The organism is Aeromonas bivalvium (genome assembly GCF_046078285.1).
Lineage (GTDB): Bacteria > Pseudomonadota > Gammaproteobacteria > Enterobacterales > Aeromonadaceae > Aeromonas > Aeromonas bivalvium.
Genome location: NZ_JBGXBV010000010.1, coordinates 105,795 through 120,609 on the forward strand (window position 1 = coordinate 105,795; position 14,815 = coordinate 120,609).

Sequence of the window (14,815 nt, forward strand, 5' to 3'; positions counted from 1 at the left end):
CAATTTTGTGACAAATGACCCCGCTCGATTCAGGGATGATGAGGAGGGATTATGCGTGCCTTGGTGACGGGAGCGGGTCGACGACTCGGGTTTTATCTGTGCGAGCAACTGGTGGCGGCGGGCTGGCAGGTGACGGGGCAGTATCGCTCCGAGCGTCCCGAGCTGGGGCGGCTGAGGGCGCTCGGGGTCGAGCTCATCCAGGCCGACTTCACCCGGCCCGAAGAGGTGGCCGCCCTGGCCCATGCCACGGCGCGCCATGAGGATCTGGGGCTCATCATCCACAACGCCTCCGCCTTCGAGCCCCTGGCCGAGGATCCCGCCGAGCAATTGGCCCAGTTCGATCGCTTCTACCGGGTGCACATGGCGGCCCCCTTCCAGCTCAACCAGGTGCTGGCCCCCAGGCTGGCGTGCAATGCCAACGCCAGCATCATCCAGATCACCGACATCTACATTCACGGGCCTGCCCCCCGTTTTGCCAACTATGTGGCGACCAAGGCGGGGGCTCACTCCCTGGCCATGAGTCTGGCGCGCCAGCTGGCCCCGGCGGTGCGGGTCAATACCATAGAGCCAGGTCCCATCCTGTTTCTCGATGAGCATGATGAGGCCTGGCGCCAGCAGGTGCTGGCCAGGACGCCGCTGGCGCGGGAGGGGGGGCTTGAGCCTATCTGGCAGGCGGTGCAGTTACTGCTGGGCAATCACTACATGACGGGGGCGAGCATCAAGGTGGACGGTGGCCGCTCCCTGGCCATCATCTGACCCCTGACTGAGGTAGACCGGGGCCTGGCCTATGGCCACCCCGCAGGGGGTCAGCACCACTTTCTGGACGTTGGCGGGCTGTTCGCCATAGAGCTCGGCCAGCAGCTCCTGAAGGTAGGCATCGACCTCGGCGGCGTGAAAATCATCGTCGTCGCGGATGGCCAGGATGTCGATGTCGAGGGGTCTGTCGTGCACCTTGCACAGGGGGTCGCTGCGATTGCGGCCATGGGCTTGCTCCATGGCGATGAACTCCGCCTTGAGGCTCTGGGGGCTGTGCTCGCTCTCGATCACGAACAGGCAGTTGAGGAAATCGTGGCGCGAGTGCATGCCGACCGGCTTGGTCTTGATCACCGAACTCAGCTGCAGGCGCTGAAAACGCGTCAGCAGTTCGCCGAGGGCACGATCGACATGCTGTTCGGGTTCGAGGTTGGATCCTATGCTACACAGATAGAACATGGCGCTTTCCCTTGCGTTGAGGCTCATCTGAAAATGGTTATCTGGCTCACGTTAATTACCTTAACTATGCATTAACATCAATCCGGTATGTTGTGATCGGGCTCTGATTGAGCAACTAAGGAGGAGTTATGAGTGCAGAAATGAAGTGGGCTATGGCGGCGGCGACAGGGGCCCTTGCCCTGGTGCTCATCATCAGCACCGTCTCCGTCCTGTTTGCCTAGCCCGGCAGATGTGATTCAACCGGCCCCTGGGCCGGTTTTGTTTTTTGGGCGACTGCGGATATGCTTGCCACCCCAATGATGAGCTGAGAGTGCAAGATGACACGGGTAAGACCGCGCTCACTGTTACAAGTGGTCCTGATGGGCTTCGCGCTGGTGCTGATGCCCCTCGGCGGCATGATCTGGCACGACAGCCGCGCCCTCGAACACCTGAGTCAGCTCACCAGTGACGAGATGGAGCGGGCGGTGCGCGACACGCGCCGGGCGACCCTGCTCACCAATCTGGCGGTGGATCTGGAACGCACCCTGCGCCGCTACGCCGTGCTCGGGGACAGTCGCATCCTCGCCAGCTACCAGCAGCAGCTCGGCCACTATCGGGGCCTGCTCAAGGAGCACCAGGCCTCCATTCCCGATGCCCCTGTCTATGGCCAGCTGGACGAACTGATCGGCTGGCTCGATGGCCTGCAGGATCTGACCCGGGCCAAGGCCGAATCGACCAGCCTGCGTTTCGAGGATCTCAGCCAGGCCAACATGCAGCTGGAGGTGGCGACCCGCAGCCAGGTGGATGAGCATGTGCTCAGGGTGCGGCTCGCCATCGATGCGCTCATGAAGGAGATCTGGTGGGTCAGCGGCCTGGTCGCCGTGCTCAGCCTGCTGTTGATCCTGCTGTTTACTTACCTGATCATCCACCCGGTGCGCCAGATTGAGTCGCGTATCCTCAGCCTGGGCGCCGGGATAGAGCCGGACAAGAAACCGGTCGATGGCCCGGCCGAGCTGGTGGTACTGGGGGAGCGGATCGGCTGGCTGCACGACAAGCTCAAGGAGCTGGAACAGCAGAAGTATCAGTTCCTGCGCCATGTCTCCCATGAGCTGAAGACGCCGCTGGCGGTGCTGCGAGAGGGGGCGGATCTGCTCAGTGAGCAGCTGGTGGGGCCCCTCACCCCGGACCAGCAGGAGATCTGCCAGATGCTGGAGCAGAACAGTCGTCGCCTGCAGACCCTGATCGAGCGCCTGCTCGACTTCAACCGCCTGAGCCAGCAGGAGGAGTTCGAGCGGGTGCCGGTGGCGCTGACGCCGCTGCTCGAGTCCCTGTGCGCCGAATACCGGCTGACGCTCGAATCCAAGGGAAACAGGGTGCATCTGCCGGAGCGGGAGCTGACCCTGCAGGCCGACCCTTACCGGCTGCGGCTCATCATCGACAATCTCTTCTCCAATGCGGTCAGCTATGGGGCACGGGGCGGCCAGATCTGGATCCGCTGGGGCCAGGATGAACAGCAAAGCTGGCTGGAAGTGGCCAATGAGGGCCCCGCCATCCCCCAGGATGAGCGCGAACGTATCTTCGAACCCTTCGAGCAGGGCAGTATCGCTCGTGAGGGAGTATTGAAAGGGTCTGGCATGGGGCTCTCCATTGCCCGTGAGTCGGCCATCAGCCTCGGCGGCGAGCTGGGTCTGGTGGACGATGGTCAGGCCTCCGTCTGTTTCAGGTTGACGCTGAAGTGATACCTATGATCAAACGACTGATGTTTCCCGTCCTGCTGGCGGGCATGTTGACGGGGTGCGGCCTGCTGCCGCGCCAGGAACCCGCCTCGGTCACGGATGCCGAGTTGACCCAGCGCATGGAGTTTGCCAACAAGGAGATGCAGGTGCGCCTGCAATATTCCGACTGGTTGCTGGCGAGCCAGCCGCAACAGCGGGAGCAGGAGCGTGAGCGGCTGCACAATCAACCGGATCTGGAGAGCCGGGTCAGCCTGGCCATGGTCAACAGCCATCCTGACGAGCCGGTGGCGAGCCGCCGCGCCGGACTCGATGCCCTCAAGGGGCTGCAGCCCGAACTCGGACTGGACGCCCAGGCCTTCCTGCGCAGCTGGATTGCCCTGGGCGAGCAGCTGCTGGCCCGCGACAGCCGTCGCGACGATCAGAGCAAGGAAGTGCAGCGGCTCAAGCGGCAGATAGAGCAGCTCTCCGCCATCGATGAGCAGCTCAACCGACGCAAATATCAGGAGACGGGGAGCGCCTTGCCATGAGCCGTATCTTGCTGGTGGATGATGATGCCAGCCTGCTCAAGCTGATGAGCATGCGGCTGCGCAGCCAGGGTTATGAGGTGGACACCGCCGACAGTGCCGAGGCGGCCCTCGATCGACTGCGCCAGCGGCGGGCCGATCTGGTGCTGAGCGATCTGCGGATGGGGGGCATGGACGGACTGGCGTTGTTCGAGAAGATCCAGGCCCAGTGGCTGGGGATGCCCGTCATCATCATGACGGCCCACGGCACCATTCCCGATGCGATTCAGGCGACCCGCTCCGGGGTGTTCAGCTTCCTGACCAAGCCCGTCGACAAGGACGAGCTGCTGAGCACCATAGAGCATGCCCTCAGCCTGACCCGTCCCAAGCAGACGCGGGAGTGGCAATCCCAGATCCTGACCCGCAACCCCCAGATGGAGCAGATCCTGATCCAGGCCAGCACCATTGCCGGCATGGAGGTACCCGTGCTGATCCTGGGGCCGTCCGGTGCCGGCAAGGGGCTGATGGCCCAGACCTTGTACCAGGCCAGCAGCCGGCGGGATCGGCCGTTCCATGTCATCAACTGTGCGGCCCTCTCCTGGGAGGCACTGGACAGGGAGCTGTTCGGTGAGGATGGCCGCTCGGGCCTGTTCGCCCAGGCCAGGGGCGCGACCCTGTTTCTCGACGAGATAGGCAACCTCTCGGCCTCGCTGCAGGCCAAGCTGTTGCAAGTGCTGCAGGAGTACGGCCAGGGCTCGCCCGAGGTAAGGGTGATCAGCGCCAGCCATCAGGATCTGGTGGCGGCCATGGACGAGGGGCGGTTTCGCGAGGATCTCTTCTATCGGCTCAACGTCGCCAACATTACCCTGCCGCCCCTGTGCAACCGCAGCGAGGACATCCCCCTGCTGGCCAGACAGGCGCTCGATGGTTACCGGGCGCGCCACCCCGACTGTCTGGCGATGGGCTTCTCCCCCGAGGCGCTGGCCATGCTGGCCAGTGCCGCCTGGCCGGGCAATGTGCGCCAGCTATCCAGCCTGGTGGAGCAGTTGGCGAGCCTGTGCAGCAGCCCGGTGATCGGGGCCGTCATGGTGGAGTCCGCCCTGAGCGGTCACAGCGGCGGCATCCCCTCCTTCAACGAGGCCAGGGCCGAGTTCGAGAAGGAGTATCTGATCCGCCTGCTGCGCACCACAGAGGGCAATGTCACCCTGGCCGCCAACATGGCGGGACGCAATCGCACCGACTTCTACAAGCTGCTCAACCGCCACAACATAGAGGCCGCCAACTTCAAGCCCAAGGGGTGAAGGGTCAGGCCGAAGGGCTGGTCTGCCGGGCGGACGGGGCCGACCGCTGGCTGCGGCGCGACAGCCAGAGGCCGCTCGCCTTCATCAGGTAGCCAAACAGGGCGCCCAGCACCAGGGAGGGCAGGACCAGGCGCCACTCCCCCGCCGCGCCGAAGGTGGCGCAGCAACCGGCGAAGGTGCCGGGAATATAGGCCAGCCACTGTTGCCTGGCCTGCATGCACATCAGGGTCGCCACCACCCCGGTCATCAGATAGCCCGCCACGCCGGCACCCCACCAGGACTCCCCATGAATGAGCAGCAGGGCCCAGAGCATGCCGCTGGCATTGCACAGCAGGGTCTGACCCAGGGCGCGTACGCCGCCCTGGGAGGCGAAATAGCTGGTGCAGCCGAGGAAACCGACCCAGGAGAGGAGGCCCAGGGCCACGGCCAGCCAGCCCCAGAGGGCGGAGAGCAGGCCCGTGGTGAGGGCGATGGCGAGCAGCGGAGACATGGCGATATATCCCTGGTGATGTGGAAAGGGCGGGAGAATACCCCTGTGCAAAGAAGCGGCAAGGCGGGGGGGCGCGCACCGTGATCCTGATCACGCTTTTGCCGACAGGAATACGCTTGCGCTCGCGAAAAAGATTCACTGGCCGACCCCTCCTGGCTGCACCATAGTGAAGGGCCCAGTCGTCTCGAAGGAGTGAGTCTCATGTCGTCCAACGTCCTGGTGCCCCTGCTGGTCTTCGTCATCCTGTTTCTGGTCGGCACCCTGTGCAAGGCACTCCCTTACATCCCATGACCCGCCCGGTTGCTTTTTTGTCAGGGGATGAAATGGATCGGGTAGTGAGGCGGTCTCATCATTAACACCTCATCCCGGCGGGAGTCCTGCATGCTGATCAAATCTTCTTCTTCCCCTCATCCGACCGAGGCCGATGTCACCCCGGAGCAGGTCTACCGGGACCGGCGCCTGGTGCTCAAGGGCCTGGGGCTCGGGGCCGCCAGCCTGGCCCTGCCCGCCCAGGCCAGCCTGCTCGATCTGTTCAAGGATGACGCCGCGCCGGCTCCGGCGGGCAAGCCCCTCAAGGTTAACCCGGCGCCGCGCCCCGAAGGCCTGGTACTGACTCCCTATGACAAGGCAACCAGCCACAACAACTTCTATGAGCTGGGTACCGGCAAGGGGGATCCGGCTCGCAACGCGCACTACCTCAAGACCGAACCCTGGACCCTGAAGGTGGGTGGCGAGGTCGAGCGCCCCTTCACCCTGGACGTGAAGGATCTGGTGGACAAGGGGCCCCTGGAGGAGCGCATCTACCGGCTGCGCTGCGTCGAGGCCTGGTCCATGGTGCTGCCCTGGAGTGGCATCTCCCTGGCCGACATCATCAAGCGGGCCGCCCCCACCAGTCGTGCCAAGTTCGTGGCGTTCGAGACCCTGTATGACCCTGAGCAGTTGCCGGGACAGGCTTCCCGCTCCCTTGGCGGCGGTATCGATTACCCCTATGTGGAGGGGCTGCGCATCGACGAGGCCATGCACCCGCTCGCTTTCCTCGCGGTCGGTCTCTATGGCAAGACGCTGCCCGGGCAAAATGGCGCCCCCATCCGGTTGGTGGTGCCCTGGAAGTACGGCTTCAAGAGCATCAAGAGCATCGTCTCCATCCGGCTGGTGGAAGAGATGCCGCCCACCACCTGGAACCTGCTGGCGCCGAACGAATATGGCTTCTACGCCAACGTCAACCCGCAGGTGGATCACCCGCGCTGGAGCCAGGCCAGCGAGCGTTTCATCGGCGAGGGGGGGATCTTTGGCGCCAAGCGCCAGCCCACCCTGATGTTCAACGGCTACGGGGAGGAGGTTGCCTCCCTCTATCAGGGAATGGATCTGCGTAAATGGTATTGAGCACCCGTGCACGCTCTTGCTGCGAGGTCGTGATCAAGGCTCATGTGCTGCTCGCTTGTTTGTCATCAAGAAGCTCACGTATATCGATACGCTCCGGTGCTTGCGTTGCTCGTTACCTTGCTGACGACCTCTCGCGACAGATCGTGAACAGGTTCTGAGAACAGACACAGAAGGAGATTGAATTCATGGCTCTGAGACTGACCACGCGCCATATCACCCTGTTGCGGGCCCTGGTGCATCTGGGGGCGCTGGGGTGCCTGCTCTGGCTGGGCTATGCCGTGCCGGCCGGCTTGCTGGGGGGAGATCCGGTGCAGGGGCTGACCCACTATCTCGGCAAGGGGGCCCTGCATCTGCTGCTGCTCACCCTGCTGGTGTCACCCCTGGCCAGACGCTGGCGCCAGGGCCAGCTCGTCAAGCTGCGCCGCCCTCTCGGGCTCTGGTGTGCGGCCTGGGCCGGCCTGCATTTCATGGTGTGGCTGGGGCTGGATCTGCAGTTCGACTGGGGACTCATCGGTGGCGAGCTGGTGAAGCGCAGCTACATAGTGGTGGGCATGGTGGCGCTGTTGCTGCTGCTGGTGCTCGGCATCACCTCGATCCCGGCCCTGCTGCGGGCCATGGGGCCGAGTTGGCAGCGGCTGCACAACTGGATCTATGCCGTGGCCCTGCTGGTGCCTGTGCACTACTGGTGGTCGGTCAAGAGCGGCTGGCAGGAGCCGCTCATCTATCTGCTGCTGGCCCTGGCGTTGCTCTGGCCGCGGCGGGACAAGCTGCTCAAGCCCTGGCGCGGTCGCCCCAAGGCGCAGCGTCGCGACAAGCTCAATGCAAGAGAGGCCTGATGGCCTCTTTTGCATTGGAAACGGAAGGGGTGGCTCTTACTGCCGCTCCTGGCTCAGCAGCTCGCCGCTGCGGGCATCCACCACCAGGCGCACTCGTCGGGAGGTGTCGTCCAGGGCATCGACCTCGAACCGATCTTCGGTCAGGGTGACTTCCCGGATATCGTGATACCCTTTCGCCACCAGCAGTTTCATCAGTTCTGCCATCTCGAGCCGCGCCTGCTGCGCCCCCGCCCAGAGCGGTGTCAGGCTGAGCAACAGGGCCAGTATGGGGAAAAACGTGCGCGGGATCATATTCATTCCGGATTCAGGGCTGGCAGACTATAACCGCGATTATGCTAGGTTTCTGGAGATGAATCCCCCATGAATAGAGCCCTGGGTCTGTTTGCCCTGCTGTGCTCCCTGGCTGCCCATGGCGAGCCGAGCGAGGCGCAGCTGCAACAGGCGGTCAGCGAGGGACGGGTGAAACCCTTCCACGAGGTGATGGCGGCGGCGGCCCATCTGCCTGGGCGGGTGCTGCGGGTCGACCTGAGCGAACAGGATGGGCTCTGGCTCTACGAGCTCAGGATGATCGATCGGGAAAACAGCGTCATCAAGGTCGGTTACCGCGCCGATACCCTGGAAATGGTGTGGCTCAAGGGCCATCATCTCGAACACCTCTTCATTCCGCCGGCGCCCGTCGCCGAGTGATATCCCATTCATTGGACCCAATCCATGCGCATTCTGATCGTTGAAGATGAAAAGACCCTGGCCAACCAGCTGGCCGAGCAACTGCGACAGTCCGGTTTCGTCACCGATCTCTGCCACGACGGCAACGAGGCCGGTTTCCTCGGGGAGACGGAACCCTATGACGCCATCATCCTGGATCTCGGCCTGCCGGGGCGCGATGGCCTGAGCATCCTCAAGGAGTGGCGCAGCAAGGAGATGACGACGCCCGTGCTGGTGCTGACCGCCCGTGGCCAGCTGCACGAGAAGATAGAGGGGCTCAACGCCGGGGCCGATGACTACCTCACCAAGCCGTTCCAGGTCGCCGAGCTGGTGGCCAGGGTCCATGCTCTGGTGCGCCGCGCCGCCGGCAACGCCAGCTCCATCCTGGAGATTGGCGGCGTTCGCCTGGACATGGCCGCCTCCCAGGTGTGGTACGAGGGAACCCCCATCAAGCTCACCGCCCACGAATTCCGGGTGCTCGGCTACCTGATGCAGCACAAGGGCAAGGTGGTGTCCCGCAGCGAGCTTATCGACCACATCTACGCCCAGGACTTTGACCGCGACTCGAATACGGTGGAGGTCTTCATCGGCCGGATCCGCAAGAAGACCCACGCCGACCTGATCGAGACGGTGCGCGGACTCGGCTACCGGATCAACGAATGAGCCTGGTTCGGCAGCAAGGGGCACAGGGGAGTCCTGAATGAGGCTGGTACGGACCCTGCGGGGACGGCTGGTGGCCATCGCCCTCATCTGGTGCGGCCTCTTCCTCTCCGCCACCGGCTTCAGCCTGCAGACCATGATGCGCAACTACTGGCAGGAGGCGGAAGCCGACAGCCTGAGGTTGCAGCTCTATGATCTGCTGGCGCGACTGGAGGTGCAGCACAGCGGCCTGCCCGCGGTCACCGAGCCCATGGCGGATCCCCGCTACCGGCAGCCCTATTCCGGCTATTACTGGCAGCTGGAGCTGGGGGAGCAGATCGTCAGCCGTTCCCGCTCGCTCTGGGACACCAACCTCAAGAGCCATGGCCTCAAGTCCGCCTTCGGGGATCCGGACCTCTTCCTCGGCAGGGGGCCCAATCAGGAGCCCCTGCTGATCATGACCCGCAATGTCCTGCTGCCCGGCTCGGATCGGGTGTTTACCCTGGTGATGGCCAAGGACAGCACGGCCCTGACCGAGACGCTGCGCAAGACCCGGATCGGCCTCTTCCTCGGCCTGGGCTTCGCCGCCGCCGGCCTGCTGCTCGGCTTCACCTTCCAGATAGTCTATGGCCTGCGCCCGCTCCACCTGTTGCGGCGCGAGCTGGTGCGGGTCCATCAGGGGCACCAGGAGGGGTTCCGCCTGCGCTATCCCCTGGAGATCCAGCCCCTGGTGGAGGATATCAACCGCCTGCTGCACCACTATGGCGAGCTGTTGCAGCGGGCCCGGGCCCACACGGGCAACCTGGCCCATGCCCTCAAGACGCCGCTGAGCATCATGCGCAACCAGCTGACCCAGCTGCCCCCCGAGGAGCAGGGGCCCATGCTGGAGCAGCTCGACAAGATACAGCGCCACATCGACTATCACCTGGGCAAGGCGCGGGTGACCGGCGCCGCCAAGGTGCTCGGGGTCTCCACCCCGGTGCGGGCCCGGGTGGAGTACATCTGCCGCGCCTTCTCCCGCCTCTATCCGGGCAGGGAGCTGGATCTGCAGGTACCCGCCACCCTGGCGGTCGGTGTGGAGGAGCAGGACTTCGACGAGATGGTCGGCAACTTGCTGGAAAACGCCTACAAGTGGTCGGCGGGCCGGCTGCGGGTCTCCAGCGCCGAGCTGGGGGGCTGGATCAGTCTGCGCATCGAAGATGATGGTCCCGGCATGACGGAGGATCAGATCGCCCGCGCCGTGCTGCGCGGGGTACGCCTCGACGAGAAGGTGCCCGGCTCCGGGCTCGGCCTCAATATCGTCTCCGATCTGGCGGAAGCCTATCGCGGCAGCCTCATCATGGGGCGTGCCGAACTGGGAGGGCTGGCGGCCTCCCTCTCCCTGCCCAAGGTGGCGCGAGTCGACGGCTGAGGCCGCACGACGCCGACCCCTTGTTTCATGCCGGGCCTCCCCCCATCCAGAGTGGCGAGGGGGGCGGGCCGGGCTTACTATGTGGCATCTGTTGACGCCTGAGGAAAAGATTCATGACCGACGATCCGTGGGCATTGTGCCATCTTGATGATTCGTTTGATGCCTCCGTGCTGGGTACCAAAGGGGCCCAGATCCAGTGGTTTGAAGAGAGGGAGGGACTGATCGAGTACCTGCTGGAAGAGTTCATCGACCTGCTGGCCGACGTGGGTGAACTGGATGAGGATCAGACCGAGCAGGCCCGGGAGCGCTTCACCCTGCTGGTGGAGCAGAACCAGGACAATCGCGCCCTGGTCGATGCCATCAATGATCTCGCCAGCGGCCTGCGTCGCATCGCCTGGCTGGGGCCCCTCTCCGAGCTGGCTGAGGTGAGCGACGAATTCGCCAGCGGGCTGCGTGCCTATTTCTGGACCCAGTATGACGGTGACGAGGATGACCCGGATGCCTGGGTACCGGAAGATCTCTGGCCGCAGCTGGTGGAGTGTGCCCAGGAGTATATGGAAGAAGGGGACTTCTGAATTATCGGCCCGGGCTCTGGCCGCCCCTCGTGGGTGGAGTGTGCTCAGGAGTCTATGGCAGAAGGGGACTTCTGAATTATCGGCCAGGGCTCTGGCCCCCCTCGTGGGTGGAGTGTGCCCAGGGGTATATGGAAGAAGGGGACTTCTGAATTATCGGCCCGGGCTCTGGCCCCCCTCGTGGGTGGAGTGTGCCCAGGAGTATATGGCAGAAGGGGACTTCTGAATTATCGACCCGGGCTCTGGCCGCCCCTCATGGGTGGAGTGTGCCCAGGAGTCTATGGCAGAAGGGGACTTCTGAAAAAAGGGGGTTGAGCCATCAAGCCATGCTCGGATCACCCGGCCAGTGTCTCAATAGTCATAAAAACGGCGCCTTTCGGCGCCGTTTTTCATGGTCAACAGGCAGGGTCAGGCGTTGGCGGGGACGGCATGGGCCGTATTGGCGGGCGCTGTGCCGGCAAACTTCTCTATCTGCAGCTGGGCCATGTGGCCGCAGTTGCCCTGGGCCAGGCTCGACGACCCTTCGTCGAAGGTGAGGCAGTTGACGTTGCCGTTCTTGCACAGGGCGCCCACCTTGCCGGGCTCGGCGGGGTCGAACCAGGCCCCTTCACAGATGCGCACCACCCCGGGACGCACATCCTTGGAGATCAGCGCCCCCACCAGGATCTGGCCGCGATCGTTGAAGGCGCGCACCAGATCCCCATCCGCTATGCCTCGGGCCTTGGCGTCGTCGGGATGGATCATGATGGCTTCCCTGTCCGCCACCGCGAACTTGTCCCTCAGGGGGGTGTTGTCGAGCTGGGAGTGCAGCCGCTGAGTCGGGTGGGAGGTGTTGAGGGAGAGGGGATACTGCGCCGCCGCCGGGCCCTGTTTCCACTCCTTGGGCTCGAACCATTTGGCGTGGCCCGCGCAGTCGGCATAGCCCATTCTGGCGATGGTGTTGGAGAAGATCTCTATCTTGCCGGACGGGGTGCCCAGGGGGTTGAGCAGCGGGTTCTCGCGAAAATCGCCGTGGCGGATCCACTGCTTGTTGGCCTCGGGCACCGGGAAGCGCACATAGTTGTTCGACTCCCAGAACATGGTGAACGGCGGCAGCGCCACCTTGGCGCCCCGGGCCTGGAGGGCCATGGCGTCATACATCTGCTTGAGCCAGAGGGTCTCGTCCTTGCCTTCGGTATAGGCCTCCTCCATGCCCAGCTTGGCGGCCACGGCGCGGAAGATGTCGAAGTCGTTGCGGGCCTCAAACTGGGGCGGCACGCACTGGTGCATGGGGAAGACGTAACGCTGGGAGTAGTCGCCCCCCATCTCCAGATCGTTGCGCTCGTAACTGGTGGTGACCGGCAGCACTATGTCGGCATGTTTGGCGGTGGCAGTCCAGTAGGGTTCGTGGACGATCACCGTCTCGGGTCTGCGCCAGGCCTGGAGCAGGTTGTTGGTATCCTGATGGTGGTGGAAGGGGTTGCCGCCCGCCACATATACCAGCTTGATGTCCGGATAGGTGACCTTGCGGCCGTTGAAGTCGATGGTCTTGCCGGGATTGGCCAGGCAGTCGGCGATGCGGGCCACCGGAATGGGAGCCGGGCTGTTCTTGGGGGCGTCCCCGGCCGAGATGCCGGACAGTATGCCTCCCTTGGCGGTCGGGCTGCCGCCGGAGGAGTAGTGATAGCTGAAGCCGAAGCCGCCGCCCGGCAGGCCGATCTGGCCCAGCATGGCGGCCAGGGTCACCAGCATCCAGTTCGGCTGCTCGCCGTGGTGCTGACGCTGCATGCCCCAGCCCGCCATGATCATGGTGCGCTTGGCGGCCATGTCCAGGGCGAGCTGGGTGATCTGCCCGGCCTCGACCCCGCAGATGGCCGCCGCCCACTCGGCGCTCTTGGGTTGGCCGTCCGTCTTGCCGAGCAGGTAGTCGAGGAACTGGTCGAAGCCGCTGGTGTAGCGATCCAGGAAGGCCTGATCGTGCTTTTTGGCGCTGTAGAGGCTGTGGGCCACCCCCAGCATCATGGCCACGTCGGTGTAGGCGTTGGGGGCCAGCCACTCGGCGCCGAGCAGCTTGGCGGTCTCGTTATAGACGGGGTCTATGCTGATGACCCGGGTACCCTTCTCCTTCAGGGCCTGGAAACCGGCCTGCCCCTCATGGTCCGGCATGTTCCAGCTGTTCTTGAGGGTGACCTGGGCATTGACGCCCCACAGCACCACCAGCTCGGCATGTTCGACCACGTTGGGCCAGGCGGTCTGCTGCTCGTACACCTCGATGGAGCCCATGACGTGGGACATGATCACCTGGGCGGCCCCGGTGGAGTAGTCGCCGGCATAGCCGGTGAAGCCGCCAGAGAGGTTCATCAGCCGGTGCAGCAGGGTGCGGCTGTTGTGGAACAGGCCCACGCTCTTCCAGCCGTAGGAGCCGGCATGGATCGCCTGAGGACCGAACTGGCTCTGCACCCGCTTGATCTCGCCCGCCACCAGGTCGATGGCCTGGTCCCAGCTCACCCGTACCCATTCGTCTGCCCCGCGTAGCTCGGGGCTGGCGCCGGGGCCATGCTCGAGCCAGCTCTTGCGCACCATGGGGTACTTGATGCGGTTCTTGGCATGGACCTGATAGGGGGCCATGTCGATGAGGTCGTTCGGGGCAGGATCGTCCGCCACCGGCTGGACACGCACCATGCGGCCATCTTCGACGATGGCCTCGAAGGCACCCCAATGGGCCCCGGTGAGTATGCCCTTCTGGGCCGGTACCAGGGTGGTGAACTGATCGAGCGCCGTGCTGATGGCGTTGGCCAGTGCGCTCTTGGGAAAGAGGCCGCCGAGCAGGGGCAGGGCGGCACAGGCGCCCATGCCCTTGAGCAGGCGGCGGCGGGACAGGTTCGCGGTTTTATCGTTGAAGAGAGTCATAACAGTTCCTTGGTGTCCTGCCTCAGAGAGCCGAATGGGTGTCGCTGGCGTGTTTTTGCACGTACTGGGTCAGCATGCGCGCCTGCTCCGGGGTGAGGGAGGTGCGGGGTTCCATGCCCTTGATGACGCCGATCCACTGGTTCGCATTGAAGTGATCCAGGGCGGTCAGGCCATGGCAGCCGGTGCAGTTGGCGGACATCAGGGAAGAGGCGTATTGCCACAGCTTCTCCTGGTCGCCGATCAGTTGCGTCTCGTCGACCCAGGCGGTCAGTTTCACCTGATGCCAGGTGATCTTGGTGCTGGCATCCGTCTCGCTCGTCCCCGTGACCAGCTGTTTCTTGGCCTCGTCGCCGAGCAGTACGCTCAGGATGCGCTTGCCGGGGGCGGCGTAGAAGACATCGGCGACCCCCTCTTGCTGCCAGCCGGCGATCTCGACTTGGGCGCGACCATTGTCGTTAGCGAGGATCTGCACCTGGGTCGAGGGCATCAGGTTGCCCTGGTTGGCGTCTGTCTTGGCATCCATGAACAGCGGCGTGGTGGCGATGGCGTAACGGGTGGTGACACTGGCCGGCGTCTTGGCGGCAGCCTGGGCCAGCTCGCTTGCCCCGGCGGCGGCCAGGCCGCTCATATCCGGCATGATGTGGGCGACGCCGCGGTGGCAGTCGATGCAGGTCTGCCCCTCCTTGATGGCGACCGGGTGTTCGGCGCGGGCATTGGGGCGCTGGGCCAGCACGTCCATCGCTTCATAGCTGTGACAGCTGCGACAGGTGGCCGAATCATTGGCCTTGAGCTCGTCCCAGACATGTTGAGCCATCAAGAGCTTGCGATCCTGATATTTCTGCGGCGTATCCAGGGTGCCGATCGCCTCGTGATAGATGTCCTTCACGGCGCGGATCTTGGTCCAGAGGTAGGAGGTGGGATCCCCCGGGATGTGGCAGTCGGCGCACTCGGCCCGTATGCCCCTGGGATTCTGGAAGTGGACGCTGCCCTGGTATTCGGCGAGCGGGGTCTGCATGGAGTGGCAGGAGACGCAGAACTCGGTGGAGCTGGTCTTGTGCAGTATGGTGGCGGTGACGCCCAGTGCCGCGACGCCCAGCAGGGCCCCGAGCAGCAGGAGCCAGAACCAGGTCTTCTTGAAGAGGGATCCAAGCATGGTGGC

The 14,815-nt window shown here is 64.3% G+C and carries 16 protein-coding genes; 11 read left to right on the forward strand and 5 right to left on the reverse strand.

What is annotated here, in order from left to right; translation table 11 throughout:
• Nucleotides 1-51: 51 nt before the first annotated feature.
• Entirely contained in the window at nt 52-756 is a 705-nt protein-coding gene (locus ACEUCR_RS18025) for an SDR family oxidoreductase (RefSeq protein ID WP_408791713.1), read from the forward strand.
• Here the strand turns inward: ACEUCR_RS18025 and ACEUCR_RS18030 are convergent.
• The gene (locus ACEUCR_RS18030; protein ID WP_408791715.1) at nt 682-1,212 is read right to left on the reverse strand and encodes a 2-amino-4-hydroxy-6-hydroxymethyldihydropteridine diphosphokinase; all 531 of its coding nucleotides are present in this window, start codon (nt 1,210-1,212) and stop codon (nt 682-684) included. The two genes, ACEUCR_RS18025 and ACEUCR_RS18030, sit on opposite strands and share 75 nt — an antisense overlap.
• A gap of 128 nt (nt 1,213-1,340) precedes the next feature.
• Between ACEUCR_RS18030 and ACEUCR_RS18035 the strand changes: the two genes are divergently transcribed.
• The 4 genes from ACEUCR_RS18035 to ACEUCR_RS18050 all read left to right on the forward strand — a co-directional run bounded on the left by ACEUCR_RS18035 (nt 1,341) and on the right by ACEUCR_RS18050 (nt 4,731).
• On the forward strand, nt 1,341-1,433 hold the full coding sequence (locus ACEUCR_RS18035) for a YnhF family membrane protein (protein WP_111874219.1): 93 nt from the start codon (nt 1,341-1,343) through the stop codon (nt 1,431-1,433).
• Between the two features lie 96 nt (nt 1,434-1,529).
• Nucleotides 1,530-2,930: a sensor histidine kinase gene (locus tag ACEUCR_RS18040; protein ID WP_408791717.1), complete on the forward strand. Its 1,401-nt coding sequence runs from the start codon at nt 1,530-1,532 to the stop codon at nt 2,928-2,930.
• A 5-nt stretch (nt 2,931-2,935) separates the two neighbouring features.
• Nucleotides 2,936-3,454: a hypothetical protein gene (locus ACEUCR_RS18045; RefSeq protein WP_174217924.1), complete on the forward strand. Its 519-nt coding sequence runs from the start codon at nt 2,936-2,938 to the stop codon at nt 3,452-3,454.
• Nucleotides 3,451-4,731, forward strand: coding sequence for a sigma 54-interacting transcriptional regulator (locus ACEUCR_RS18050; protein ID WP_111874217.1), 1,281 nt, complete (start codon nt 3,451-3,453; stop codon nt 4,729-4,731). Before ACEUCR_RS18045 ends, ACEUCR_RS18050 begins: the two co-directional genes overlap by 4 nt.
• A gap of 4 nt (nt 4,732-4,735) precedes the next feature.
• Here the strand turns inward: ACEUCR_RS18050 and ACEUCR_RS18055 are convergent, their stop codons facing one another.
• Entirely contained in the window at nt 4,736-5,221 is a 486-nt protein-coding gene (locus ACEUCR_RS18055) for a DUF1097 domain-containing protein (protein ID WP_041997898.1), read from the reverse strand.
• 381 nt (nt 5,222-5,602) lie between these two features.
• Here ACEUCR_RS18055 and msrP point away from each other — a divergent pair, with 381 nt between their 5' ends.
• Nucleotides 5,603-6,604, forward strand: coding sequence for a protein-methionine-sulfoxide reductase catalytic subunit MsrP (gene msrP / locus ACEUCR_RS18060; protein ID WP_111874214.1), 1,002 nt, complete (start codon nt 5,603-5,605; stop codon nt 6,602-6,604).
• 185 nt (nt 6,605-6,789) lie between these two features.
• On the forward strand, nt 6,790-7,440 hold the full coding sequence (locus ACEUCR_RS18065) for a protein-methionine-sulfoxide reductase heme-binding subunit MsrQ (RefSeq protein WP_408791720.1): 651 nt from the start codon (nt 6,790-6,792) through the stop codon (nt 7,438-7,440).
• A 36-nt stretch (nt 7,441-7,476) separates the two neighbouring features.
• On the opposite strand, the gene ACEUCR_RS18070 is transcribed toward ACEUCR_RS18065, so the two are convergent.
• Nucleotides 7,477-7,731, reverse strand: a complete 255-nt coding sequence (locus ACEUCR_RS18070) for a PepSY domain-containing protein (protein WP_392445539.1) — start codon at nt 7,729-7,731, stop codon at nt 7,477-7,479.
• 69 nt (nt 7,732-7,800) lie between these two features.
• On the opposite strand from ACEUCR_RS18070, the gene ACEUCR_RS18075 reads away from it, so the two are divergent.
• The 4 genes from ACEUCR_RS18075 to ACEUCR_RS18090 all read left to right on the forward strand — a co-directional run bounded on the left by ACEUCR_RS18075 (nt 7,801) and on the right by ACEUCR_RS18090 (nt 10,770).
• Nucleotides 7,801-8,127 (forward strand): PepSY domain-containing protein, encoded by a 327-nt coding sequence (locus ACEUCR_RS18075; protein ID WP_041997890.1) that lies wholly within the window; start codon nt 7,801-7,803, stop codon nt 8,125-8,127.
• A gap of 24 nt (nt 8,128-8,151) precedes the next feature.
• Entirely contained in the window at nt 8,152-8,808 is a 657-nt protein-coding gene (locus ACEUCR_RS18080) for a response regulator transcription factor (RefSeq protein ID WP_041997888.1), read from the forward strand.
• Between the two features lie 37 nt (nt 8,809-8,845).
• Nucleotides 8,846-10,195 (forward strand): sensor histidine kinase, encoded by a 1,350-nt coding sequence (locus ACEUCR_RS18085; protein WP_041997886.1) that lies wholly within the window; start codon nt 8,846-8,848, stop codon nt 10,193-10,195.
• Nucleotides 10,196-10,308: 113 nt separating this feature from the next.
• Nucleotides 10,309-10,770: a hypothetical protein gene (locus tag ACEUCR_RS18090; RefSeq protein WP_408791722.1), complete on the forward strand. Its 462-nt coding sequence runs from the start codon at nt 10,309-10,311 to the stop codon at nt 10,768-10,770.
• A 405-nt stretch (nt 10,771-11,175) separates the two neighbouring features.
• Here ACEUCR_RS18090 and torA read toward each other — a convergent pair whose 3' ends face one another.
• Entirely contained in the window at nt 11,176-13,656 is a 2,481-nt protein-coding gene (gene torA, locus ACEUCR_RS18095; RefSeq protein ID WP_111874211.1) for a trimethylamine-N-oxide reductase TorA, read from the reverse strand.
• 22 nt (nt 13,657-13,678) lie between these two features.
• A complete protein-coding gene (locus ACEUCR_RS18100) occupies nt 13,679-14,809 on the reverse strand; it encodes a NapC/NirT family cytochrome c (RefSeq protein ID WP_408791724.1) in 1,131 nt (376 codons plus the stop codon).
• Nucleotides 14,810-14,815: the final 6 nt, after the last annotated feature.